Here is a 26,207-nt window from a genome sequence, read left to right as displayed (position 1 = left end):
GTACCCCATATCTGCGTCCCAAACGAGAAAGGGGAGAACATCTCTGGATGTTCTCCCCTTTTCTATCTCGATAGGCGGTATGAAAGGCGGCGTCGCCAATCAGCCCATCAGCAGGGCTCGCAGGCTCTCCACATCCAGCCCACGCACCTCGGACTGGCCGCTCAGCAGGCCATCGGCCAGCGCCCGCTTCTCGTCGTGCAGGGCGACAATCTTCTCCTCCACCGTCTGCTCGCACACCAGCCGGTACACGGTCACCGGCTGGGTCTGGCCCATCCGGTGCGCCCGATCGCTCGCCTGATCTTCAACCGCCGGGTTCCACCAGGGATCGAGGTGCAGCACGGTATCGGCCTGGGTGAGGTTGAGGCCGGTGCCCCCCGCCTTGAGGCTGATGAGGAACAGCGGCACCTCCTCGTGACGAAAACGCAGGATGGAGTCCTGACGGGACTTGGCGGAGCAGCCCCCATCCAGATAGCAGTAGTCCCAGGACTTCTGCTCGATGCGGGTCCGCAACAGACTCAGCAGATCGACGAACTGGCTGAACACCAGCACCCGATGACCGCCGTCGATCGCCTCTTCCAGCAGGGCCATCGCCTCGTCCAACTTGCTGCTGGTTTGCGACCACTCTGGCATCACCAGCTCCGGCGAGCAGCAGAGGCGGCGCAGCCGGGTCAGGCCACTCAGCACATGCATCAGGGCGCGGCCATCGGCGCTTTGCACCTGCTGCACCACTTCCCGCCGAGTCGCCTCGTAGAGCTGGCGCTCTTCGGGGGAGAGGCTGATGTGGTGAATGATCTCGGTCTTGTCCGGCAGCTCGGTCAGCACCTGCTGCTTGAGACGACGCAGGATAAAGGGGCTGATCACCGCCCGCAGCAGCGCCATGTGCTGGGGATCCTTGACCGCCTTGCCAAAGCGACGCTTGAACTCGCCAAGGCTGCCGAGCAGCCCCGGGTTGATAAAGGTGAAGAGGCTCCACAACTCCCCCAGATGGTTCTCGATGGGCGTGCCGGAGAGGGCGAGGCGAAAATCCCCTTCCAGCTGGAACAACAGCTTGGCGCGCTGAGTGCCGGCGTTTTTGATCTGCTGCGCCTCATCGAGCACCATGCTGGACCAGCGGCGGGACTTGAGCGACTCCGCTAGGCTGCCGAGCATGCCGTAGTTGATGAGGATCACCTGACCGGCCTTGGCCTCGCGAATAATGCGCTCGCGCTCGGCGGGATTGTCAAAGATCACCACCTCCAGCTCGGGGGCGAAACGGGCCACCTCCTCCTGCCAGTTGGTGACTACCGACTTGGGCACCACTACCAGCGCAGGGCCAAGGTGCTGGCGCATCCGCAGCACGATAAGCGCCTGCAACGTCTTGCCAAGGCCCATGTCATCGGCCAGACAGGCGCCAAAACCGTGATGGGCCAGGGTCGCCATCCAGCGAACCCCCTCCTTCTGGTAATCCCGCAGCGCGGTGAGCAGCTCCGGTGGGCAGGATACCTCCTGCTGCCACTCCTGCTGCAGGGATTGCCACGCTGCATCCCCTTCGGTGGTAATGACCGAGAGCAGGCGAGTGAGCGGATAGGCCAGCTTGTTGTTGATGCGCTGCTCTTCATCGAGCATGGCCCCCAGCATGGTGAGCCGCTCCACCAGCTTGTCGCTCAGCATCAGGCTGGTCTTCTCGTCGAGCTCAACGGTGCGCTGCCCCGGGGTCATCTGGCGCAGAATAAGGCGCAGATCGAGGATCTGGTGCTCATCGAGGGCCAGCGCCCCTTCGACCTGGAACCAGTCCTGCCGCCGCTCGATGCGCAGGCTCAGAGCCGCTTCATCGAGGCTCTTGAGGCGAGCGCTGTCCTGATGCCAGTGAATGACCACACCGGCATCCACCAGCTCGGGCAGGGCATTGACCAGCGCCAGCGCCTGTTCCCCCTGCAGCAGCCACTCGCTGCCGGGCAGGCCGATGGGCAATTGATTGCGCAGTAGCTGGGCCTGCAGCTTCTCGGCCCCGAGATCCCGCTGCCAGTAGTGGTACGCCTTGATCCCCTGCCGCACGATCGCCTCCCCCTTGCCAAGGGGCTGGGGCGGCAGATCCTCAAAGCGGGTCACCAGCTTGACCGACAGCTGACCATCCTGCCAATCCAGTTGCATCGAAGGAATGCCCGGCCAGGGAGCCAATTCGGCGTTGCCGCTAAGCCCCGCAACCTGACTGTGCCAGGGCAGCTCGGGAATGGCGTCCAGGGTGCGTTGCAGCTCGGCCAGCCCCTCGGCGGGCAGCAGCGGGATGGATTCGAGCGCTGGCAAGCGGTCGAGCAGCGGCTGCGGGGTGAGGATCAGCTGCCACAGGTCCTGCGCCAGCGGCATGATATGGGCCCCGCGGGCGGCTGCATCTGGGATCAGCAAGGCACTCATCCCCTCTTCGGTCGCGATAATCTGCAGCAGCGGCGCCGTGATGGCGAGCTGCAGCTTCTGCCCCTTGGCGTTGAACAGGCGGGGGTGATCGGCCAGCGGCGCCCAGACATCCCGGGGCAAGCGTCCCATCACCCGCGGCAGGGTGCGCACCACTGCCCAGTCGTGCTCATCGAGCAGCGCCGCATACTGGGTGGAGAGCAGGGTGGGATCGACCCGGCGGCCTGCCGTCCACTCCCCCTTGGTACTCAGCTTCTGGATCTTGCACTCCAGCTCGGGGCCGTCGGCGTGAAGCAGCCACACCAGCCGCTCCTGCGGCTTGCGTACACCACTGGAGCGTCCCAGCCCCTGCAACCAGTTGAGCCAGCTGGCGGAGGCGGCCCCCTTCTCCTCGCCGGCGTCCTCTTCTGACTCTTCGTCTTCGGCCTCGCTGTTGCGCAGTTGGCCAAGTGGCGCCCCTTTGGCTCCCTCTCCCAGCAGCAGGCGCAGCAGATCCTGACAAAACGCCATCAGCCGATGATGAGGGTCGGCGTCAAGCAGGTGGGAGAGATCCCACTTGTGCAGCATGGCCACCTGCGCGCTCTGGGCGCCGTGACGGGCCAGCGAGCAGAGATCGAGCCAGAGGTAGCCCCAGTGGAGCTCCTCCACCGGCAGTTGCAGGGTATCGAACAGCCCGACCGCCTGACCGTGGCGATCGCCCGCCCACTGGCTGAGCAAGTCGGCAAGCAGGGGGAACTGGCCAGTCAGACTGCGCTGCCACTTCTTGCGCTGCTCGCTGGCAATGACGGGATCGGCCTGCTGTAACCAGCCAAGCCAGAGCAAGGCACTAAAGGCACGCGGCCACTGTCCCTCATGACCCTCTGCCTGCCACTGGCCCAGTGCGGTGAGCAACCGCTCACCCAGCGGGCCACACTCCCCTTGCGAGGCCACTGCCTGCAGGGCAGGCCACAACAGGCTGGAATCGGAGCTCTCGCCATCCCCGCAGAGCCAGCGCCACTCCGCCTCGAACGCTTTGGCCCGGGTCTGCACCTCGGGGGCGCAGCGCACCAGCGCATTGGCCAGCGGCCAGCGCTCTTCATAGGGGGCATCGAGCAAGAGTTGCAGCGAGAAGTGCTCCAGCAGCAGTTGCTGCCAGGCGGGGCTGGAGCCCGCCAGCAGCTGATGGGCATCGGGGGTATCGAGCAGGGTGAGCAGATCGCCGGAAGAGAAAAAGGCCGGGATCTCCCCCGCCTTGCCCCGACACAGTTCGCGCACCAGCCCGTGAACCAGATCCTGGCCGGTCACCGAGGAGACCCTGCTCCAGTCCGGCGCCGGGCAGAGACCGGCCCGCACCCCCAGGATCAGCGCCAGCGTCCCTTCGGCAGTCAGGCTCCACTGCTGCTCCCCGCGCAATCTGATCAGGCCGGCATCGTGCAGCCGGGTCAGGTGGCCGGCGAGCTCATGGCCCGCGCCGAGCGTCTCTTGTAACAGACGGGTACTGGCGACACGCTGCAGTTGCAAGGCACTGAGCAGGAGATAACTATCCGAAGAGAGGGTGGAGGCAGACATCAAAACTCACGGGCAGATGCAAAAGCGGAATTTTAACGGTAAAGCGCCGCCCACTCGACCCTTTACCGTGAAATAACTCAAAAAAAAACGGCCATCCGTGATGACCGTCGAAAGTAACGAAGGAAATAGCCGGATCATCCGGTTACCTCCCACAGCGGGAAAATCGGGAGCGCTAGCCCCTAATTCGTGGGGCCAATGCTAGAGGTTGACGTATTAAAAAGCTTTGAAGCGGATCACAATTGAAAAGGATTTCTGAAAACGGTTTCAATTTTTGACGACCTAAAGAGATGATCTTGCACCAAATGAACCATCTCCAACCCGGCCTTCCTCGTCGCGGCATGGATCCCATATACCCATTTCCATTCAGGGCTCGAGGGGGCTGTTGGCCCTGACCGCCGGAATGCGCGGGGCATTATCGGCGATTGGCAGCTGAACGACTCCCCCCTTGTCCGAAGCATTGGCAGACTGATCTGGCCAGCACGCTCGGTACTCGGCCAGCTACGAGGGCAAACGTGGCGACTCACCGGTTGCAAGAAACGGGGCTTCATCCGACCGGCTTGCCCGGGCTGTCATTGATCGATAGGATGTGCCCCATTCCAAGAGGGCAGGAGCAACATGATTTTGCGACAACGCGTGGCGACAAGACTCCTGCTGCTGGTCTGCATTCTGCTGCTCAATTGTGCACTCCAGCCGCTGACCAGGCTGGCTCAGCTGGAGATAGCCGCTGGCTGCCATATGCTGACCGCCCCATCCTCCGCCATCGATGTCGATGAGGATGGCCGCGCCGCAACGCCGCAACCCGGCAGTTGCCAGCTCAACGGCAAGTGGCTCAGTGCCGCCAGCCTGCAATGCGCCGAACAGCTCTTCTTTGCCATCGCATTCCTGATCGCCCTGCTGGCACCACTGCCCCGTTGCTCGCCCCCCCTCCCCCCACCCAGAAATATCTCCCCGCCAGAACGGCGGCTTCATCTCACCCTTTGTGTCTGGCGAGAATGAGTCAGTCGCGGCTTAAACAACCCTGACTTTCATTTTCAAGAGACAACACCATGTCAAACATCTTCAAGACTGCCCTCTTGCTGGGCAGCCTGCTGTGGCAATCCATCGGATTGGCCAGCGATACCGGCTGGCTCACCAGCCCCCGCAACGATCACGCACAAATCCGGCTGCAAGCAGATAGCCGGGATCCGGCACAGCCCCGGGTGCTGCTCAGTCTGGCACTCGAGTCCGGCTGGAAAACCTATTGGCAAAACCCGGGTGAAGGGGGAATTGCCCCTGAAATTCTCTGGGATGATCCCCAACTCACTCAACAATGGCACTGGCCAGTGCCAGAGCGATTCGCGGTCAGCGGCATGTCGACCCAGGGGTATCAGCAGGCCGTTACCTTTCCCATAAGCCTTGGCCATGGCAACCGCAAGGAGCTGACCGGCACGTTACGCCTTTCAACCTGCAGCAACGTCTGCATCCTGACCGACTACCCTTTTGCCCTTGCTCTGGATGGTACGGCACCGGACGGGTTCGATCTTGCCTATGCACAGGCGATGAGCAAGCTGCCACAAGCCATGCCCAAGAGCGTCAACCTCCAGGCTGGCTACCAGCAAAACCGGCTACAGCTGAGCGCTAAGCAGCAAGAGGGGTGGCGGGCTCCGCAGATTTTCATCCAGCAGCTGGAGGGGGTCGAGTTTGGCGAGCCCAGCCTGGAGGTGCAGGGCAATACCCTGATTGCCCGCATTCCGGTCAGCGATGGCTGGCAAGGGGATGCACCGGATATCCGTCATCAGCAACTGGGCGTGGTACTGGTCAATGGTGATGAAGCCTGGCAGCGCCAGGTCACCATAGGTGATCCCCTGCCACTACCCGCTGGTGGCCACTCGCTGCGCTGGATCCTGGGAGCTGTACTGCTTGGTGGGCTTATTCTCAACCTGATGCCCTGTGTGTTGCCGGTGCTGGCCCTCAAGCTGGGATCAGTACTGCAACTGGAGACCCGTGAGCGTCGCCCGGTTCGCTTGCAGTTCCTGGCGGCAAGCGCAGGTATCCTGGTCTCCTTTTGGACGCTGGCACTGATGAGCACCCTGCTGCGCGCCACCCAGGGGGCCGTCGGCTGGGGTATCCAGTTCCAGAGCGTCTGGTTTATCGGCTTCATGGTCGTGGTGACCTTGCTGTTCTGTGCCAACCTGCTGGGGCTGTTCGAGATCAGGTTATCCAGCAATGTCAACACCCGCCTGGCAACCGCGGGTGGCAACGGCATGGCCGGTCACTTTCTGCAGGGCTGCTTTGCCACTCTGCTGGCAACCCCCTGCTCCGCCCCTTTCCTTGGCACCGCAGTCACCTTTGCGCTCGGGGCACCATCCGGTCAACTCTGGCTTGTCTTTACCGCACTGGGGATTGGCATGAGCATGCCATGGCTGCTCATCGCCGCCCTGCCCCGTCTCGCGCTTTGGCTGCCAAAACCGGGACGCTGGATGGGGCGCCTGCGCATCCTGCTCGGCCTGATGATGCTGGGCTCCAGCCTCTGGCTGCTCAGCCTGCTTGGCAACCATATCGGCCATAACAGGGTGGTGATCCTGATGGTGCTGATATCGGTGGCCCTGCTGCTGGCTGTCGTATGGCGCCACGGTATTCGCGGTGTAACCCTGGGGCTGGCGCTGGGCTGCTTGCTAGTCGCCGCCCTGCTGCTCGGCGGCGCCTTCACCATGGAGGGCAAACCACCACAGGATAGCGTCAACTGGCAGCCTCTCTCGGAGCTGGCCATCCAGGACGCACTGGCACAACACAAGCGGGTCTTCGTCGATGTGACCGCTGACTGGTGCATCACCTGCAAAGCCAACAAATTCAACGTGCTGCTGCGCGATGATGTGCAACGAGCCCTGAGTGCCCCCGATGTGGTGGCCTTGCGCGGGGATTGGAGCCGCCCCTCCGACAGCATCGCCAGCTTCTTGCGCCAACGCGGCAGTGTGGCCATTCCTTTCAACCAAATCTATGGCCCCGGGCTACCAGGTGGCGAGATCCTCTCTCCGCTGCTGGATCGTGCAACTCTGCTGGCCACTCTGGAGCAAGCTGCGCACGCCCCTGTTCAAGGAGAAACAAGATGAGATATATCCTGCTCATACAGACCCTGCCGGGAGAGCGGGGCATACCCGCAGCGCAAGGGGGAAATTATCGGCAATCGGCTGATCTCCCTCATGTAGCGCTCGGGCGCAACGTCAAAAACGCACTGGTCATCAAGGGGGAGTCATGACAGCAACATCATCCCGGATCCTCCGTCTGCGCCGCTGGAGCAAGGAAGCCCTCTGGCTGCTGCTGTTGGCGGTGATTATCTCGACAGCGCTGGACCTCTGGCGCAGTCCGGCGCTGCCAGAGGAAAGCCCGCTGCCTCAACTGCTGCTGCAAGATGGCACTCTGGCCGACCTGCAGACAATGAGTCGGGACAGACCACTGCTGATCTATTACTGGGCCAGCTGGTGCGCAGTCTGCCGTGTTACCACACCGACAGTGGAGCAGCTATGGCGAGACGGCGAAAACGTGCTGACAGTGGCGCTGCGCTCCGGCGACCAAGCCAGGTTGCAGCAGGGGATGGCCAGGAAGGGGCTGACCTTCCCGACCCACAATGATGAGCATGGCGACCTTGCCGCCCGCTGGCAGGTGAGCGTCACCCCCAGCTTCCTCATCATCAAGCAGGGTAAAGTGGTGAGCTCCACCACTGGCTGGAGCTCGGGCCCGGGACTGAAACTGCGGTTGGCCTGGGCCAGCCTCGGCTAACTCGGCCCGCCTGGGAACACTATTGCGGCCCCTCTTCCCGCTGAAGAGGGGCTGCGATCGTATCGTTCTGACCTCGATTCAGAAAAAGGCCGGAGCCCGCAGCTACGCTGTTTAGCTTTTCCTCGCCGGTGATGGCATCTTGCCAAACCAGTGCTCTGAAAGTTTCTGCGCCTGTTTGACTTCCGGCCTGGTCATCGCTGCTTCCAGCTCGTCACGAGCCTGCACCGCCTCCGGCATCCCTTCTGTTGCCGCCAATGACAGCCAGGCATAGGCATGTACCCGGTTGCGCGGAGCCCCCAGTCCCTCTTCACGCATGGTTCCCATCCGGTATTGTGCCATACGATCACCCTGTTGGGCCGCCAGCCGATACTGCTTGAGTGCCAACGCGTAATCTTCTTTGCCCCCTTGCCCCAAACGCAGCATTTCACCGTAGGCATAGAGTGCAGCCCTATTCCCTTGCCGGGCGGCCTTGGCATAGCTGGCTCTGGCCTGCTCCAGTTCACCTTGCTCCTGCTGCAGTGCTGCCAGATCTAACCATGCCCTGGTCACACCACCGTCAGCAGCACGCATTAACCAGTGGATCTGCTGCTCCCGGTCTACCTGCTGCAAACTCAATTGATATTCGGCCTCATGGGAACCGTGTGCAGCGGCCAGCCCCAGCCAGTAACGGCCCAAAGCAGGGTCTGCTGATACCAGCTCCCCGGCCAGATAAGCCTGGCCAAGCCAGAGCTCGGCTTCAGCAGAACCGGCATTGGCCGCCCGTTGATAGGCAGCGAACCCATGGATGGGGGCGGCCTGTCTGGCTTGCTTTAGCAAAGCGTCCGGTTGCTGCTGGGCTGCTGCCTTGTCGTTCCAGCGCTGCGCAAGATCCGGCCGTTTGGCGACCCCTTTACCTTGCGCATAGCGCTCGCCCAGCAGGTACTGGGCATCACGGTTGCCAAGCTCTGCAGAACGCTCAAGCCACTTGACGGCGTCCCTATCTGCCCCCGGTTGTGTGCTGTACCACCGTGCCAACACCAACTGAGCGTCGGCATGATCCCGTCTGGCGGCTTTCTCGAACCAGTCGAGGCATTCACTGACCAACTTGCCCTGATGCTGCTCCTGACACATCAGGCCCAGCTGATAGCTGGCATTGCTGTTGCCAAGGCGAGCAGAGCGCTGCCACCACTGGGTAGCGAGCGTCGGGTTTTTGGGCTCCCCGAGCCCGGCCTGATACCAGTCACCCACTTGCCAAGCAGCATTGGCGCGGATCTGTTTATCGGCGGCCAAGGAGGGGCCAGACTGCTCGGCCGCTTGCTGCATCCAGTGCATGGCATTGGGGTAATCGGGTTGGGTTGCAAGCCGTCTGGCCAGTTCATACTGGGCGCGGCCATCCCCCTGCTTTGCGGCTTGGGATAGCTCGGTATCAGTGCGTGGCGCAGTGGCAGAGCAGGCGGTTAAGATGCTGGCGGTCAGTGCCAGCCATAGGACTCGATGGGTCATGAGAAATTCTTCGCAGAGTGAAAAAGGGGCGAATAAAACAGGGCCGGTTACAGGTAGTGCCATTATTGGTCAATCAAGGGGCAGAAAAGCTGAATTGCAGCCTCTCTGCCCCATGGCTTAATGTTTATTGACCAGCAGCTCGAAGCGGGCCAGCTTGTCCTCCGCCATTCAATATCTAAATAACAAGCCCAGATTAATTTACATATCGACTCTATGCTTGTTATTAGTGAATAACTTTACGTGACAGGATGGCCCTTTATAAACTTTATCTCGACGCATCTAATCTGCGCTTTAATCAGTTCAACGACCCATTCAAAATCCTCAGGTTTACAATATATGTTATCGCTATGTGCTGATTTAAAGGGGGTGGATTCAAATCTCAGAGCTTTTTTCCTATTGGAAATAGACAGCGTGTAGGGCCACTCTTTTTTAAACATGGTTTCATGCTCTGTCACTTCACTTTTAAAGTCAGTAAAAAATACAGCCAAGAGCGCCATACCACCTGCACCCACCAGGGCCAATGGCCCCAGCAGGGCGGCCGCGAGCACACATACCACCACACCAAGCCATGCCAAGCCACGGACTATGGTATAGGCCACTTCGGGAATCGCATCCTGATAAGTGACGATGACACCCTCAGTGGTTACCCGGTAGTGGTAATCCTTATCTGCCATAACCAAATAGCGAAAATACGGTGTCATTGCCATAGCGACACAGAATGCTAGATAAGCAAACCCCCAATCACCATCACCAGCAAGCAATACGCAACCCACAGCGAACAACGTCATAATTGTTGTAACTGTTAGAATCATTAGCCAAGCGAATGGTGTAGGAACCCAGATATCCCATTCATGGAGAGTCGGGGCTTCGCGCACCCTTTTTTGGTTGGCATCGATAATGCGCTGTTGCTCCTCCTGCGGTAGCAGATGAAAAGGGGTCTCCTGCTCATTAGCCCCAATGACTTCGTTTGCATTGTCCATTATCTGTTCCCTTGCTTGCCGACCATCAACGCGGGCATGGTACCCAAGCCGCCGGAGCTTGTCGCCAATGTGATTGGGCCGCTACTGCTACTGCTGCCCTTGAAGATAAATTCTTGCTGCACCATGCCCCCGAGATAACCCAGCTCCAGCTTGATGGCGGTATTGATATCGCCCCCCAGCGGCAGGGTATAGACCAGATCATCCCAACGTCCGCGCTGTGTCTCCAGGGTTTTGGGCTGCTTATTTGATGAACCATCTCTGTTTTTTTGGCTCGACATTAGCCTGAAAAACGTTCGATATCTCGCCCTGCCAATACAGCTCATTATTTATCAAAATTTCTTTTAAGGCCGACATCAAGGACGCCTAAAGGGGATCTGCGAAGGGAAAATTCGGTATTGAACTCCCTATACTCTTTACAATCAAGTTCTGACATAAGCAGCTTAAGGATGAAGATGAAATCCTTATGTTCACAGTGTAAATCTGAAAATGCACCATCTTCGAAAGGAACCGTTTCAAATCTAATCAAAGATTTTTTTTTCACAACCTTACACACATAAGTACAGTTTTTATTGAAACCAAGATATAGAGTCGTTACCTCTTTCTGGAAACCAGTGAAAAATATAGCGAAAAGCGCCATGCCACCGGCACCCACCAGGGCCAATGGCCCCAGTAGGGCGACCGCGAGCACACATACCACCACGCCAAACCACGCCAAGCCACGGACTATGGTATAGGCTGCTTCGGGTATCGCATCCTGATAAGTAACGATGACACCTTCAGTGGTTAACCGGTAGTGGTAATCCTTATCTGCCATAACCAAATAGCGAAAATAAGGTGTCATTACAGCAGAGACGCTCAACATAATATATACCCCGCTCCAATCCTCACCCGCGGTCAATAACAGCCCTCCCCCCCCGAGAAATAGTGTCGAGAAGAGGCACATTATTATGATGATAATCCAGGCTAATGGCGTGGGAACCCTGATATCCCATTCATGGAGGGTTGGCGCTTCACGCACCCTTTTTTGATTGGCATCGAGAATGCGCTGTTGCTCCTCCTGCGGTAGCAGATGAAAAGGGGTCTCCTGCTCGCTCACCTCAATGACTTCGTTTGCGTTGTCCATTATCTGTTCCCTTGCTTGCCAACCAACAGCGCGGGCATGGTACCCAAGCCGCCGGAGCTTGTCGCCAATGTGATTGGGCCGCTACTGCTACTGCTGCCCTTGAAGATAAATTCTTGCTGCACCATGCCCCCGAGATAACCCAGCTCCAGCTTGATGGCGCTATTGATATCGACCCCCAGCGGCAAGGTATAGACCAGCTCATCCCAACGTCCGCGCTGTGTCTCCAGGGTTTTGGGCTGCATGGCGACCTGATAGCGTGCCACATCCTCTTTAGTGCGGGCAGGTATCATCTGGCCAGCCTTGGCGAGCGGTTGGCTAATGACCTTCAGCCCGATGGTCTGCCCGCGCAAATGCGCAGGCAGCGAGAGCTGCAATTGCCATTGGGCGCGGCCGCTGTCCATCCACCCCTGGGGGGGCGTGCGTACCACACTCAGGCTGGCCCCCGGTTTATTGACTAGCAGCTCGAAGCGGGCCAGCTCCTCTTCGGCAGACCAGCCAGCAGGGTTATTGCCCCAAGTGGATTGCAATAACCACTTTTCCAGATCCGAAGTTTTAAAGATATTGAGCAGTACAGTCACGACCAGATAGGCGGCTCCCAGCACAAAGAAGCCAATGCCCATCCAGCTTGCACAGATGGCTGCGATGGATGAATAGCCCAGCAAGCCATTGATGCCTAATTGCGCAAACTGTGCCAAAAAAATTAAGAATTGTCCGCCCAATACGCCCACTTTCATCTGCAAGAGCGTCTTCTCCATGCCGCTTATCAAGGGGTCCTTACTAGCCTGCAAAGTATCCCAAAACTCAGCCCCGGCCGCCGCCATGCCCAGGCCAGAGAAGGCCAGCATACGCAGCGAGAAGGTTTTCACCAGCGCGGCATGCTCACCGACACCAGCTTCTTTCAAGGACATCCTAAGTAATGGCTCGCCATTTCTTGACAATGGCTTCAACTGCTCCCAAACCACCCCCTGATAGAGCGCGGCGATGGCATTGCCGGTCCAAGCGAAGGCCGAGCCCAGCTGTATATTGGCGCGCAACCGGCCAACCGACTGGGCATTTTGCGCCGTAGCCGCCATGACCACCGTCAGATTCCAGAGGTTAAGCAGGGCCACCAAGCCGCCAAAGGTCGTCAGATTGGGGACTCTCTCGTTCATGGCGCTGATGCGCTGATTTACGCCACTGCGCACACTTGCCAGATAGTCGCCGATATATTGTCTGGCCTGCTGCTGGTAGAGTTCACCCTTGAGTTTGACCAGCATGGGCATCTCACGGGCGATCAAGGCATCCAGCTTTTGCTGCAGACTGTGCAGATTGCCGTTGATGGCCTGCACTGTGGTGTTGTGTCCCGGTGGTGGCGAGCTGATGGCCACCATCTGTTTGGCAATGAGCCAGACCTTCTGCTGGAAGCTGTTGGAGAGCATGCGATAGCCGCTGTTGACCTGCAGCGGCTGGTCACCGAGCAGTGATTCCAGCAGCACCAGCCTCAGATTACCTGCCAGGTTGTTCTTCCAGGCGTGGGGCAAGATGGCCGCCATGATCTGGGCGTGAGCGCCCTTGGCCAATGACGTTGCTGCCGCTTTCATGGCGTCAATCACGGCCTCGACAGTCTGAAACCAGGGTTTTTGCTTGAGCCCGTCGTCACCCAGTAGCGCCTCCAGGTCGGCCGTTCTACCGAAAAGGGCCGTCATATCGCCAGAGGAGGTGCTGAGCCAGACATTGTCGACCGTCTGTTCACTCAGCCCTTTGTGCAGCGCCGCATCAAAACCATAGGGGGCCAGCGCCAGCAAGTTGTCATTGACCTTCTCGCCGAGCAGTTTTTCCAGCGCTTTTTTGTTGTCCTCTGTGCTGCAACTGAGAGAGAGGGCCTGCCCTGCCTCGGCAAACAGGGTTTGCAGGTAGGCTTGCCCTTCGGCCGTGCAGTTGTCGAGCCCCAGGGGCAGCGGATCGGCCTTGAGGCGGGTCAGGCCATTGCGCAGGTCCTCATGGGCCCGCACCAACGCCAGATCCAGTTCATTGAGTGGCACCTGATACTGCTTGATAAAGGCATTGAGGCTACTCCATTTGACCTCGTCCTGGAACGCTGCGCGCTCTTTCCATTGACTGACCTGCTTGTGGGATGGATTGAAACCATATTGTTCCCGCAGGATCTTTAGCTTGGCATCTGCTCGTTTCGTCATGGGGGAGTCGAACCTCACCATACCCGGCTCTGCCGTCATGTTCTCCATATCGGCGAGATAGCGATCCCCAAGATAATCATCCAGCGCCTCTTCAAAGGCATGGGTCCTGGCCACATTCCCCCTGACGGAGGCGGGCAACTCTTTCTCATCGAGGCGCACCCGGGCCAGATTGCGCGTCACCTCGGCCATCATCAACTTGTGCGTGTTTGCCTTGCGCAGTTTCTCATCCTTGCCCATCAAAGCTTCGCGCTTGGCCAACAGTTGATTGACCTTCATGGAAAGGTCTGCCAGATCGGCCAGCGGATCCTCCAGAGCCACTACCATGGCACTTTGGGGATCCGGCATTCCCGCCTTGTAGGCGGCTGGTGAAGCCGCAGGCTTGTGTGCCAACAGTTTGATCCCTTGCTTATCCTCTTCGGCTGGCTTAACCAGTGGAGTGCAAGAGAGCACAAAGCCGTTATTTGGCATACCGAGATCCGCAACCTTATCTAGAGCATCAGGCAAACCACAATGTGCGGCCTTCATGGTGCTTGCAAAACTGCCCAGCTTGACCTGCCGCATCCAGGCACTGCGCAAGCCGTTGTTCTTCTCCATCTCTTTCTTGATACGCCCGGTCCAACGCTGGGGAGAGTAAATGAGGGACAACGAATGAGTCGCCGGGTAGAGCAGATGGCCCTTGCTCCCCTTGCTCTGACTGATGAACATGGCATCTTTCACTTCATATTCATCCAACACCTTGGCTTTTTCGTCATAGACATAGAGCCAGCCATCGCGCAGCTGGCGCAGGGCATAACAACTCTCCTTGAACTTGAGCGGTGAAACAAAACCCGCTCCGGCGGGCAATGGATGCTGCTGCTTCTGAGGAGGTGCGAAAGGCTCATCAAGGGCATAGCGCACCGGTACCAGGGCAATCTCTTTATTTTTAAAGGGGCAGGTGCCAACCGGGCTCTTGCAATCCTTGTTGCCGGCAGCTCCAGCTGCTTGGTTCGGGGTGCTCATGACGTTATTTCCTGTGCAATGGCGTGTTGCTCTGCCCAGTTGGCTGCCTGTTCAACACGCTGTGACGGGGTCTGTGCCGAGGGGGTAGTCAACAACCTGCTCACGATCGGGTAGGCATCACCCTGCCACCATGACTCGCCCAGGAAGCCCAGCACATTGAAAAACAGCAGCAAGTCGCGTTCGGTCTGAAATCCCAGTTGATAAGCCTGTTGGGCCCAGCGGGCAATCCAACACTTTGGATCGGTCTGCTGCGCCAACCGGGCGGGAAACCACGCCTGCATGTGGCGATAAACCGCATCCAGCTGGTTTTGCCAACTCACTTCGCCCAAGCGGGCCCATTGCACATCGGTGAGTCTGCATGTGTCGCCCATCGGCTCGGCAAGCGTCTCTTTGACCTGCCAATGGCGCCAACCGGTGCGGGTTGGCAGCCAGACTTGTGCAATTTTCCGCCACAGCCAGGGGTCTGCATCCACCATCAGACATGCCATGGTTTCCGGGGCGGCCAGTTTGAGCAAGATGCGGCTGCCGTAAGGGCTTTCGACCTCGATAAGCTGGCGCAACTGATCCGCCAGCGGCAAGAGAGGCAAAGCGGAGGCGAGCAACCATCCGGTATTGGCTGACAGGCTCTTGAACCAGCCGAGCAAGGGCTCGCTGGCCTCCACCAGACAGGGAGAGACCTCCCGCAGGCTATCCCAGGGGGCGTAGAGATAGAGCGGCTGGTAAGCCGGGCAGTCGCTGACCTCAAATAGTTGGCGTTCGAGCTCAGGGATCTGCCCGCCATCGAGCAACAGATAAAGACGTTCACCTTCTGCCAAGGTGAGCGCTGGCAATACCATTAGTTGCCCTCCTTGGCCAGCTGTTCACATATCTCGCAGACCGGCTCGGCCGATTTCAGAGTCGCAATCTGGCGAACCGTGTCGACCGGGGGCGGCGGGGGCACCGCCTCGACATCATCAGGCAGGATAGGCATCTGCCCAGCCCAACCGGAGCCAGAACCGGGACTACCGCCAGAGTTCATCTTGATGGAGCCACCACTTATCGTCACGCCATCAGCATCGACCTTGACGAAGCTGCCACCCACTTTAAGTGTCAGCTCGACACCGGCCTCCAACACGATCTTCATGCCTGCCTTGTAGTGTACCTCCTGGCCGGCATCAATCAGCAGCGATTGCCCCAGCTTCTGATGCATGGAGGCATCCACCGTCAGCGAGTAGTCCGCCTTGATCTGGTCGCGCTTTTCGCCTTCGACTGTCAGGTTGTCGTTGGCCTTGATGCGAGTGACCCGCTCGTTGTCGATATCCCGATGCTCGTCGTGTTTGATATGCCAGACGACATCGTTCTGGATGAGCACGTTCAGATCTTTCTGACCGTGGAGATAGATCTCTTCCTGACCAGCCTGGTCTTCAAAGCGCAGCTCGTTGAAGCCCTCGCCCTTGTGGGTTTCGGTGCGCAGCACGGTGCGGGTCTTGTTGGCGGGCAGATCGTAAGGCGGCCGGTTGGTGGCGTGGTAGGTACGGCCCGTCACGATAGGCTGGTCGGGGTCTCCTTCCAGAAACGAGACGATAACTTCGTGGCCGATGCGCGGGATGGCCATCATGCCGTACTGACCGCCAGCCCAGCCCTGACTCACCCGCACCCAGCAGGAGCTCTGGTCGTTGGAGTTCCCGTAGCGGTCCCACGGGAACTGCAGCTTCACCCGGCCATGCTCGTCGCAGTAAATCTCCTCCCCATCGGGACCGACCACCATGGCGATTTGCGGGCCATCCACCATCGGCTTGTGAGGTGCTTCCGGGCTGCCGATACGGGCGCGCCAGGTGGTGCTCGCTTTCACCACACCAAATTCGTTGTGGTAGACGGTCGGGCCGCTGCCCCCCTCTTCCTCCAGCGCCTGCGGTTGTTCACCGGTATGGCGGATATGAACGATTTGCCAGTCGGTGTTGAGGCTGCCGTTCGGATGTTCGGTCAATGAAAAGTGCTGGCCCGGCAGCAGAGCTGCGCTGTTGGACTTGCCACTGCCCGCTACCGCGTCGTTGCGCAACGCATCGAGCCGGTGTTGGGCAAACGCCTTACCACTCGGGTCCTGCTTGTAGCGGCCCGGGTAGTCGAAGTGCTGATAGGTGTCCCGTTGATGCTCAAGTTCGCTACCCTGCTTTTTATGGGAGAGGCCATAAGCCGGCGTCTTGAAGCTGTAGTCTTTGAGCTCCACATCCGAGGGGCACACCGCCTCGCGGTAGTGGAACTGGCGCACGTAAGGGCCTTGTTCCAGCGAACGGTTGCCGAGGTTGAAGAAGAGCTCGGGGCCGGCAGTCAGGGCTGCCGCATCGTCAGCAAATACGATGCGGTGCTTGCCTGCTTCAAACTCGTGGAAGTAGAACAGCCCCTCTTCGGCAGCAAGGCGGTTCACAAAGTCGAGGTCGGTCTCGCGATACTGCACGCAGTATTCGCGCTGGGCGTGCTCGTTTTTCAGGGCAAAGGCGTAATCGGTGATGCCATGCTCTTGCAGCAGGATGCTGAGGATTTCATCGGGCTTCTGCGCCTGAAAAATGCGGGAGTTCTGGCGCAACCCCAGCCGCCACAGGGCGGGTTTCACCTCAAGGCTGTAACGGGTGCGGCGAAAGCCGCTGTCCCCTTGGGCAAACTCGCTCACTACCCCGCAGACCCGGCGTTGCAGCTCGCCGTTGTACCACACCATCAGCTCGCATGGCTGGTCCAACACGGCGCCAAAGTCGACATCAGGCTGGCTACTCGCCAACTCCAACTGCAGGTTGAACGGCCGGTTCAACCCCTCATCAAGCTGAAAACTGGCCACCACGAAGGTGCTCTCGGGCAATGCCCCCACCTTGACCGTAAATTGTAATCCTGTGCTTTGCGCCATGACTCTGTTCCTTATCCTGCCTGTCCGCTACCGGAACCAATCACCACGCCACCACAATCCACTGCCGTGCCGGTGACGGCGATGGGTTTGCCATTCACCAGCACAGAGCCAACACCACCGGCAATGGCCCGTGGGTGCGGCGGGTTGTTGGGCTTGTCATGGGGCGCCAGTGGATCACCTTGACGAGCCACAGGCTTGCCATCTAGGAACACGTCGGGACTGGCAGCTATCACCGGGGTCGGTGGGAAGCCATCGTGGTCGGTGCCGATGTCACCGAGCAGTGCGATAGCGGGGCACATAGTCATTCTCCATATGAGCGGGGAGACGCACAGACATCATCCCTCTGCCCCTGTGCCCGATGGAACGCACCAGGCACAGGCGATTTTGATAAACAGCGGATAAACAGAACAGGCCACAGCACAGGCTATGCCATTCAGCACTGGCGAAATTAGCCAAATAAAATCAAATGGTTAACCTCTTTCGATAGATGACAGGGTTATCCATTCGCAAGGAATTGCGCAAACTGGGCAATCCCCCTGCCAAACATTGCATCTGAAGTGCAACTCTCTGGAATATGCGCAACTGGTTGCGCATAACAGAGCAATTAGCTACCGGATAGCCCTTGTTGCAGTTGGTAAAGCCGGATGTTGAGTGCTTTCAAGTCACTCTCTATCCCTTTCAGCTCGGCAGCCGTAATAGGCTCCTGCGACGCTTTTCGCGCCTCCAGTTCGCTCAGGCGCAAGCTGAACGGTATCTCCTGCATCAGGTTCTTCTGTACCTCGTAGAGCTGAGACTTGAGGTAGGAAATCGTGACCGTCTTGCGCTGACGCTCCAGCTCCAGCAGCTGATCGATCAGGGCATCGACCCCGGCGCGCGCCTCCAGATAGGTCGGCACCCGGTTGAGATCCCCCTGCTGGCCGGCCAGCGCGGTCTGCCACTGTTTGTCGAGGGCCTTGACCGCCAGCGAGTCGGGATAGAGCATCTGCAGCGAATTGCGCAGCCCCTCGCCATAACGGTACCAGTAGAGGGGCGAGGTCTGCTCCAGCCGATCCAGTTGGGCCTGATAACGCGACACCAGCTCGCTCTCCATCCCCTGCAGGGTCTGCTCCCCCAACACGATGCGCGCTTGGCGAATGTCGTCATAACTCAGGGCCTGCGGCAATGCTGCAGCGGGTTGTTGCAACCGTTGCGCCGCGATGACCTTCTCCTGCTGCTGATGTTGCCAGCCAAGCCATCCCATCATGGGCAGGGCGCAGGTGAGCAGGCCACAGCCAAACCAGAACCAGGCCGGCCGCTGTTTGCGGTGCTGCTCAATCTTGAGCACGGTCGGCTTCATCTGCCCCTTCTCACGCCCCACCAGGATACTGCCCTGAGGCAGGTGCGGGGTTGCCCCGGCAGAGGCGCCGTGGTCGCTCTCCATGTCGGATTTGAAGAAGACCATCGGCGGGATCTGCAGCTCGTCCTTGAGGCTCGGCTCATCGGAGACGATGACGATCTCGGTCTCGTCAAACAGATGGGTGTACCCCTCGATAAAGTGCACCAGATTCTCGACCCGGGGGATGCGGCTCAAACCGGCGTTGTGCAGCTTCTCGCTGATGAGTTGCAGCGCCCGCTCGCAGCGGTAGATCAACCGCTTGTCCTCGTGGCTGATCTGGTACTGGCGGATCACGTCGCTGATGCGGGCAATAAACCAGTCGAGCATCTCGATGCGGGCCCGCTCCTGATGCACCGGTGGCCAGAAACTCTCCCACTGGGTGACGATCAGGTTGGCGAGAAACTCGCCCCCTTCGGTAAAGCCGCTCAGCCCCTGAATGCGGGAGCGCGCCAGAGTGAAGTAGATGGCGGTTTGCAGATCCACCCCGTGCTTTTCAAAGATTTGACTGGCGAGCTGATGGATCCGGGCCCAATCCACCTCGGGGCGGGAGGCGTGGCTGAGCTTGTTGATCTCGGCGCGCAGCGCCTCGTACTCAGGCAACATTCTGGGGTCTCGCCCCACCTTCAATGCCTGCTGGCCTTGTTGATTCTGTGACATATCGGCTTCCAAGATGAGAGGGGCTCGTATGCTCCCCCTGCATGATCAATAGAGGGATTCAGGCAATCTGAACTGGCTGAACAGGCCGCCGGTGAAGGGGTTCTGGGCACTGTCGGTATAGACCCGATAGGTCATGGCACCCTGATCCACCGGGAAGCGCACATCAAAGGTGGCGTCGTTGACCCGGGTCAGCTCTCCCTTGCCCATCAGGCGGAACATGGCCCAGGGTCCGACAAAGCCTTCGCTGCGCGGCGAACGTTCACGAGCAGCCGGTACCAGGGTGATCTTGCTCTCGGCCCCGTCGCGCATGGTGTTTGGCCACACCAGCGGGATCTTGTTGCGACGGCCGTGGGCATACTCCAGCAACTGGCCATCAAGGTTGAGCACACTACGCCGCTTGTTGGCGGTAAGTTCGATGGGCTCGAGGGCAAATTGCACCTCCAGATTGCCCTGCTGGCTGAAGAAGATCTGGCGGATCCGCGCAGCGCGATCCAGCTGTTTGATCAGCTCGGCCTGAATGGGTGAACTCAGTTCTCCCTCCATCAAGCCCCCCTCCACCATGGGTTTCAGGTTGACCTGATAGAAGCTGTCCAGGGTGCCACCGGGGGCAAAGAAGCGCTCCATCTCGGAGAGCGGCACATCCTTGGCAGAGCCCGGGTTGAACGGATAGCGATCCGCCAGCTGGCTGTTGAACGGTGCCAGCACCTTTGCCTGCCACTCCTGATTGAGGGATGACATAGCCAGATCAATCACCAGTTGCGAACTCTGATCCGCCAGTTGACCCACCCAGCGATTGAGTGGCTCGGGCAGACCACGAGCATATTGCTGCAATGCAAAGACCGGATCGGCGTACTTGTTGGTCAAACGCAGTTGCACCGCCTTGAGGGCTGACTGTCCCGGCTCGGTGGCATTGACGATCAGCTCCATATAGTGCTGCAGCTCAATCAGCTTCTGATTCACTTCCGAAATGAGCGGCCCCTGTTCCCCACGGCCAGTCAAGACGCCATTGGTGACCATAAAGGGGCGACCGATCCGGGCAGTGATCGCCTGCGCCGGATCTCCTTCCGCATCGGAGATCTTGCGAATACGGGTGTTGTCATCCAACGCGGCGAGCACCCGCTGGAATGGCTGGTCGTTGCCGGTGATGGCCGAGAGCACATCAAGCGCCTGCTCGGGACTGACAAGGGTCTGCACATCCAGATTGGTCAGCAATTTTTGCCACTGGTTGACGTAATCGGTGACATAGCGATCGTTGACCTGACGGGTGATCTCCTTGCGATCCGCCTCGCTCAACTGGCTCAGCTTGCGCTGGCCCAGCACCCAGGCATCCATGGCGGTGAGATCGATCAGCGCCTTGTCCTGCTTGAGGAAGAAGTCACTGAACCCGGGCCAGGTCAGCAAACGCGGCACCTGACCAGCGCTCTCGTTGCGCAGGGCAAACACGGTGTCGAAGGTGGGACCCACCTCGTCACGGACATTGAGATCCGGCGGCAACACATCACCCGCCTTCACCACCAGATTCTGATAGACCCGCTGATACATGGGCAATTTGCCCAGTTCACGCTGGGCGCCATACACCGACTCCTTGAACGGCACAAATGCCGTGATGGCAGCCTGATCCCGAGCGGCGCGAGCAGCGTGCCAGTCGGTGTGATCAAGGGCATAGTCAAGATGCCCCATCAACTGCTCCTGCACCGCCCCCTGCCCCGGAAACGCTTTCTGCCAGCGGCTGGCCATGTACTGCTCCACTAGCTCCTTGTTGCGACCGGAGGCATCATCGAGCATCCGCATCACCCGCAGGATGGAGAGCTTCTCCTCGCTGCCAGCCGGTGCCCGGTTCAGATCCTCCAGCAGTCCCTGCATCTGGGCAGGCAGGAAACGCAGCCCTAGCAGTTGCAGATAGGAGCCTTCCACATAGGGGCCAATCTCATCCCCCTGATAGAGACCAAGGTCTGCCACCAGCGGCATCCGTTCGCGGTAGTTGCCAAAAGAGAGGGTTGCCTCGCGAATAAGGTTGAGACGTGGCAACTGGCTGACACCGAAGGCATGTTCATCAGCGACCTCGTTGGTCTCGGTGAACGCTTGCGCCTTGGTCAGTACATTGCGCCCCGCCTCCTCGTTGACCCGGTAGAAGTAGTGCCAGCCACCGATCAGGGCCGCCGAGAAGAGCGACAGGCAACTCAGGCCAATGGCCATCCGGCGACGACGATAGAGGGTATGCAGCCGGTTTTCTCCGGCCAGATGGGCCTCGGGGAAGATGATCGAAGAGAACAACTTGCGCACAAAATAGGTGTTGGACTCCCCGCGCAGGGCGGAGTGAATCGGCTCGGGCAAGCTGTAACGCCGGGAAGCGGCCTGAGCAAAGGCATCGAACGGGACACCTTGCTGATAAACGGAGCTGATATAGACGCCGCGCACCAGCAGTGGTTTGCTCTCTTCAATGGTCAGGGTTTCATCGAGCAGGCTGGTCACATAATCCTTGAGACCCGCCAATTGACGGACAAACGAGAAGAGGGCGTTGCGCTGGGCGGCATCGAGCCGGGCCAGCATCATCTCGGGCAGATTGCGGTTGAGATTGTCGACCCACTGATCCCAGAACAGCGCCAGATCCTGCTGCCAGGATTTGCCCTGACTGCTGCCGGGGTTGAAGGTCACCCCCAGCACGGCGTCACGGGCCTCTTTATCCAGCTGTTCATAGACCACATCAAAGCCGCGCAGCATGTCGAGTTTGGTGAAGGTGACATAGAGCGGCAGCCGGGTATTCATGGTGGCCGATACCTCTTGCAACCGGGCACGCATCAGCTGGGCATACGCCTTGCGCTCGGCCACGCTGGCCGCAGACAACCACGCCAAATCAACGGTCAGTACCAGACCATTAAGGGGCTGACGACGACGGTGCTCGTTGAGCCAGTTCAGCAGATGCAACCAGAGCCGCTCATGCTTGCGAGCTTGCGGATCCAGCTCGGGCTCGGCTTGTGACAACAGCGCGCCGGCCGGATCCAGCATCACGGCTTGCTCCCCCAGCCAGCAATCGACCAGCTGGCCTTGCGCCACGTCCCGCAGTTCGGTATCGAGTCTGGGATTGAGCTTGTTGGCCGGATTGGCACGGTGGATCAGGCTGCTCTTGCCGCTGCCGGGCAGACCCAGCACCAGATACCAGGGCATGGCGTAGAGCGCCCCCTTGCCAAGGTGTTCATTCAAGGCTTGCAACCAACGATTGAGGAACTGCGCCTGTTTGTCGATGAGCCCTTTGACCGGATCTTGTTCCAGCAGCACCTCATGCTGGCGCTCGGCCTTGAGCTGCTTCATTTTTCGCCATACCCGCCAGGAGAGTACCCCCAGCAGCAACCAGAGCCAGAGCAGGGTAAACACCACCCGCCCCCACAAGGGCTCGAATGGCTTGGCATCACGGATCTCGATGTGAGGCCCCAGCCACCACACCAGGATCAGGGCGACAACCCACAGCACCACACCGAGCAGGGGCCAGGAGGGTTTCAGTTTCGGCAGCTGTTGCCGCAGAAAGGTAAAGATGGTTTTGAACATAAAATGTGATCCAACTCCGACTCAATGACTCATTTCGGCACTTATTTCGGCAAATGGGTGACATAGGGGGCCAGGCGGCTGACCAACCCGGGCTCCCACTGCGACAACCCGAGGCGATCTGCCTCTTGCCACAAGTGTTGATATTGCTGGCGCGCAAGCGCCTCCATGCCTTCCTGCTCCAACAACTCCGCTTGCACCAGCAAGGCATGGAAGCGGGCTCTTGGCTCTTTCATCTGTGCCATCCGCTCATCAAGCAGGGCGAGCGCGGCGGCAATCCCCTGCTCCCCATGACGCAAGGCAACCTCCTCGGCCAGCTCGGCCTGTCCGCTGCCGCCCCCACTGCTCTTGGCAGGCTGCAACCAGCGGCTGCACTCGGGGGAGAGAAACGGGGAACCATCGCTGAAGGTGAGATCCCGCAGCGCTGGCAGGCGCTGCAAAAACGCATCCAGCTCCGCCATGATCGCCTGCGCCACCGCGCCATATCCCAGCTTCTGGGCCACCTCGGCCGAGAGCCTGTGCCCCTCGAACCAGTAAGGGGCCAGCGTCAGGCTCTGCTCGATGCGCTGCCAGAGCGCCAGATCTGGCGTGCCCATGGCTGCACGATACTCATCCACCATATCAGCCGACATGGGCGCAAGCTGGGTCTTGTTGCCCTGCGCAGTCATGGGAGGTGTCGTGATACCGGCCCAGATGGCGTGACGACGCAGCCGATAGCCGATAGCCACCTCTGGCTGGCGCTCAATCAGCAGCTCCGCCACCTTGAGCTGGGTCTGTCGCCATGCCCGATCGTTGGAGCTATCAATCTCGACCCCGGAGCCCTTGCTGCTGCCACTGAGCACCATAGCGCTCGCCATGCTGCTTGCGCTGGCGGAGGCCGAGACAGAGCTGTTCGACGGTTGGCCAGCGGAATCAGCCTGGGCCTGGGCAACCTGCTGTCGCTGAGCCCGCTTCAACCCCATCACCAGAGGATCCAGAAGTACCCCCTTGTCAGGGCACTCGGCCAGCCAGACGGCCTCCAGCTGTTCTGCCTGCGCCAGCAACTGCGCCAGTTCCGCCGCCGAGGCGCTTTCGCTCACCCTCGGCAGGGCCCCCTCGAAGCGCTTGATGATCTGCACCATCAATCGCTGCTTCTGGGTCGCATTCCCGGGCCAGGCCAACAGCCAGTAAGCCTTGATCCAGGCTTCCAGCAAGCTCAGCGCAGCCCCCATCGGGGTCGCCTTGGCGGGGTGCTGCAGGCAGCGCAACAGCTGTGCCAGCACCCGCATATCCTTGGTGCGGCTCTCCAGCAAGCCGAGGCAGGCCTCGGCCACCGCATTGAGATCGACCTGGCTGTGAGCGAGGGAGCCCAGCTTGACCAGCTCGGTCTCCACATAGTCCCAGCGCGGCTCGTCGGCCAGCACGGCGCCTCTGATCTGTTCATCCGGCAGGCTGGTGAGCAGGCGTGCACACCAAGGGTGTTGATAGCTCATCTTCCCCCCTACCATCGGCACTGCTGACGCAGCGGTGCCAGCGCCTCTTTCAGGCCGCTCAAATCGACCCGCAGAAGGGAGCCGTTGTCGGCCCGCACCTGCAGCTCGCGATGGCCCTGCCAGCGCTTGAGCTCCTCGATGGCGGGCAGACCGCGGCCATATTCGAGCAGCCATCCCTGATCCCGGATAAACCAGCTCTGACTGCTGCGAGTTGCTTGTCCATCCAGCGCGACTTCGACACTCTCCCCGCGCCACGGCGCATCCAGCCGCAAGCGAATATGGGTGATGCTGTTGACACAACCGATCGCCAGGGTGGCACCGCGCAGGGCCGGACGGGTCAATACCGCCGTGCCACTCTCCTCATCCTGTCGCAACAGGAAGGGTGAGCTATCCGGCACTCGGGCCAACTCCTGCTCCGCTATCGCCAGCCAGGCCGGAGACTTGGTGCTCTCCTTGTTGCCTGATTGCGTCGCCTCATTGCCAAGGGCGTCATAGCAGGCGAGCCGGATCAGAGGGGATGGCTCGCGACGACACGCTTGCCACGCCGCCATATCAAGGGGAGGCACCGCATTGCCGGTCGCCAGCAGCAGGGGCAACAAACCCATGATGCTCATCAGTTCACCTCCAGTTTCTGGCACTTGTGATCCAGGGTACGCTTGGGAATATTGAGGCTCTCGGCCACCAGCATGCGATTGCCCTGAAAGTAGCGCAGGCGCGCTTCAATCACCGATGCCTCGTACTGCTGCATGGCCCGGCGCAGATCGCGGATATGGTTGTAATCATCCAGCACATCGGGCAACTCGGCACAGACCCGATCCCGCAGCTCCGGCGGCAAGGCGCCAAGCCCCACCTCTTCACCATGACGGGTGTGAGCACAGGCCACCTCCAGCAGATTGCGCAGCTCGCGCACATTGCCGGGGAAGTCGTAACTTTGCAGTTGTTTGAGGAACTTACGCTGCAAACCAGCCAGTCCCTTGTCATCCTGCGCGGCAAACTGGGCCATGAAGTGTTGGCAGAGCAGCGGCACATCCTCGATATGTTCGCGCAAGGGGGCGATCAGCAGCAGACACTGGCAGAGACGGTGGTAGAGGTCGGCACGGAACCGCCCCTCCTCCACATGGCGGGTCAGCGGCTGATGAGTGGCCGCGATGAGGCGAAAATCGGAGTGATACTCCTGCTCTGCCCCAAGCGGCCGGTAGCTGCGGGTTTCCAGCACCCGTAGCAGCTTGGCCTGCATGGCGGCGGGCATATCGCCCACTTCGTCGAGAAACAGGGTGCCACCATTGGCCTGCGCCACCAGCCCGGTTTTGTTGGAGAGGGCGCCGGAGAAGGCCCCTTTCTGATAACCGAACAGCTCGCTCTCAATGAGATTCTCTGGGATGGCGGCGCAGTTGATGGCGACGAACGGCTTGGCGGCACGCTCGGAGCACTGATGCACCAAGCGGGCGACCACCTCCTTGCCACTGCCGGTCTCCCCCTGAATGAGCACGGTCAGCTTGTGCTGGCCCGCCTGGGCGATCTGCTCGCGCAGGCCGCGGATCACCGCCGACTGGCCAACCAGCTGATCCCCCAGCAACTTCTCGTGCTGGCGCTGACGTTCCCCCTCCCCCTTGATCTGACGCAGGGAGTCGCGCAGCACGCTCTGATCCCGGCGGCTACGTCCCAGATCGCGGATCAGGGTGAGCTGGTTGCAAAAGACCTGGGCCAGACTGGCCAGCTCGGGGCGAACCGCCCACTCCTGCAACACATCGCCACTGTCCATCATCGCCAGCACGGCAAACGGCTTGCCGTTGCCATCATTGAGCGGAAAGGCGTGCAGGCCGCACTGCTGGCCAAGG

17 protein-coding genes are annotated in these 26,207 nt (G+C 59.9%); 3 read left to right on the top strand and 14 right to left on the bottom strand.

Annotated elements, in window-relative coordinates:
* Positions 1-99 precede the first annotated feature (99 nt).
* A complete protein-coding gene (locus tag G5533_RS03615) occupies positions 100-3,936 on the bottom strand; it encodes an SNF2-related protein (RefSeq protein ID WP_441254503.1) in 3,837 nt (1,278 codons plus the stop codon).
* A 615-nt stretch (positions 3,937-4,551) separates the two neighbouring features.
* On the opposite strand from G5533_RS03615, the gene G5533_RS03610 reads away from it, so the two are divergent.
* From G5533_RS03610 to G5533_RS03600, 3 genes are all read left to right on the top strand, one after another.
* The gene (locus tag G5533_RS03610) at positions 4,552-4,932 is read left to right on the top strand and encodes a hypothetical protein (RefSeq protein WP_421254936.1); all 381 of its coding nucleotides are present in this window, start codon (positions 4,552-4,554) and stop codon (positions 4,930-4,932) included.
* Positions 4,933-4,982: 50 nt separating this feature from the next.
* Positions 4,983-7,025, top strand: coding sequence for a protein-disulfide reductase DsbD family protein (locus tag G5533_RS03605; protein WP_441254502.1), 2,043 nt, complete (start codon positions 4,983-4,985; stop codon positions 7,023-7,025).
* Positions 7,026-7,167: 142 nt separating this feature from the next.
* The gene (locus G5533_RS03600; protein ID WP_216978388.1) at positions 7,168-7,692 is read left to right on the top strand and encodes a protein disulfide oxidoreductase; all 525 of its coding nucleotides are present in this window, start codon (positions 7,168-7,170) and stop codon (positions 7,690-7,692) included.
* A 111-nt stretch (positions 7,693-7,803) separates the two neighbouring features.
* Here the strand turns inward: G5533_RS03600 and G5533_RS03595 are convergent, their stop codons facing one another.
* The 13 genes from G5533_RS03595 to G5533_RS03535 form a co-directional block, all read right to left on the bottom strand.
* On the bottom strand, positions 7,804-9,174 hold the full coding sequence (locus G5533_RS03595) for a tetratricopeptide repeat protein (protein ID WP_441254501.1): 1,371 nt from the start codon (positions 9,172-9,174) through the stop codon (positions 7,804-7,806).
* Positions 9,175-9,410: 236 nt separating this feature from the next.
* Positions 9,411-10,154, bottom strand: a complete 744-nt coding sequence (locus tag G5533_RS03590) for a hypothetical protein (RefSeq protein ID WP_421205331.1) — start codon at positions 10,152-10,154, stop codon at positions 9,411-9,413.
* Positions 10,154-10,432, bottom strand: coding sequence for a hypothetical protein (locus G5533_RS03585; protein WP_421205333.1), 279 nt, complete (start codon positions 10,430-10,432; stop codon positions 10,154-10,156). Before G5533_RS03585 ends, G5533_RS03590 begins: the two co-directional genes overlap by 1 nt.
* Positions 10,433-10,476: 44 nt before the next feature.
* Complete coding sequence (locus G5533_RS03580) at positions 10,477-11,277, bottom strand: hypothetical protein (RefSeq protein WP_052451217.1); 801 nt, start codon at positions 11,275-11,277, stop codon at positions 10,477-10,479.
* Positions 11,277-14,450 (bottom strand): toxin VasX, encoded by a 3,174-nt coding sequence (locus G5533_RS03575; protein WP_441254500.1) that lies wholly within the window; start codon positions 14,448-14,450, stop codon positions 11,277-11,279. Before G5533_RS03575 ends, G5533_RS03580 begins: the two co-directional genes overlap by 1 nt.
* The gene (locus G5533_RS03570; RefSeq protein WP_421208655.1) at positions 14,447-15,286 is read right to left on the bottom strand and encodes a DUF4123 domain-containing protein; all 840 of its coding nucleotides are present in this window, start codon (positions 15,284-15,286) and stop codon (positions 14,447-14,449) included. The genes G5533_RS03575 and G5533_RS03570 overlap by 4 nt, the downstream gene beginning before the upstream one ends.
* Positions 15,286-17,325 carry a type VI secretion system Vgr family protein gene (locus tag G5533_RS03565; protein WP_441254499.1) on the bottom strand — a complete coding sequence of 680 codons (2,040 nt, stop codon included), beginning with the start codon at positions 17,323-17,325 and terminating at the stop codon, positions 15,286-15,288. The genes G5533_RS03570 and G5533_RS03565 overlap by 1 nt, the downstream gene beginning before the upstream one ends.
* Before the next feature lie 11 nt (positions 17,326-17,336).
* Positions 17,337-17,624 (bottom strand): type VI secretion system PAAR protein, encoded by a 288-nt coding sequence (locus G5533_RS03560; RefSeq protein WP_019444936.1) that lies wholly within the window; start codon positions 17,622-17,624, stop codon positions 17,337-17,339.
* A 305-nt stretch (positions 17,625-17,929) separates the two neighbouring features.
* Entirely contained in the window at positions 17,930-19,357 is a 1,428-nt protein-coding gene (locus G5533_RS03555) for a VasL domain-containing protein (protein WP_441254498.1), read from the bottom strand.
* A gap of 45 nt (positions 19,358-19,402) precedes the next feature.
* Complete coding sequence (tssM, locus tag G5533_RS03550; protein ID WP_441254497.1) at positions 19,403-22,900, bottom strand: type VI secretion system membrane subunit TssM; 3,498 nt, start codon at positions 22,898-22,900, stop codon at positions 19,403-19,405.
* A gap of 41 nt (positions 22,901-22,941) precedes the next feature.
* Positions 22,942-24,369 carry a type VI secretion system protein TssA gene (tssA, locus tag G5533_RS03545; protein ID WP_441254496.1) on the bottom strand — a complete coding sequence of 476 codons (1,428 nt, stop codon included), beginning with the start codon at positions 24,367-24,369 and terminating at the stop codon, positions 22,942-22,944.
* Between the two features lie 8 nt (positions 24,370-24,377).
* Entirely contained in the window at positions 24,378-24,983 is a 606-nt protein-coding gene (gene vasI / locus G5533_RS03540) for a type VI secretion system-associated protein VasI (protein ID WP_441254495.1), read from the bottom strand.
* Positions 24,983-25,912, bottom strand: coding sequence for a sigma-54 interaction domain-containing protein (locus G5533_RS03535; RefSeq protein WP_441254574.1), 930 nt, complete (start codon positions 25,910-25,912; stop codon positions 24,983-24,985). The genes vasI and G5533_RS03535 overlap by 1 nt, the downstream gene beginning before the upstream one ends.
* Positions 25,913-26,207: the final 295 nt, after the last annotated feature.

Origin of the sequence: Aeromonas sp. A600620, assembly GCF_029479985.1 — a bacterium.
Taxonomy (GTDB): Bacteria; Pseudomonadota; Gammaproteobacteria; order Enterobacterales; family Aeromonadaceae; genus Aeromonas; species Aeromonas veronii_A.
The sequence above is the reverse complement of the archived record's forward strand: the minus strand, read 5'-3'. Positions and strand labels throughout refer to the sequence as shown.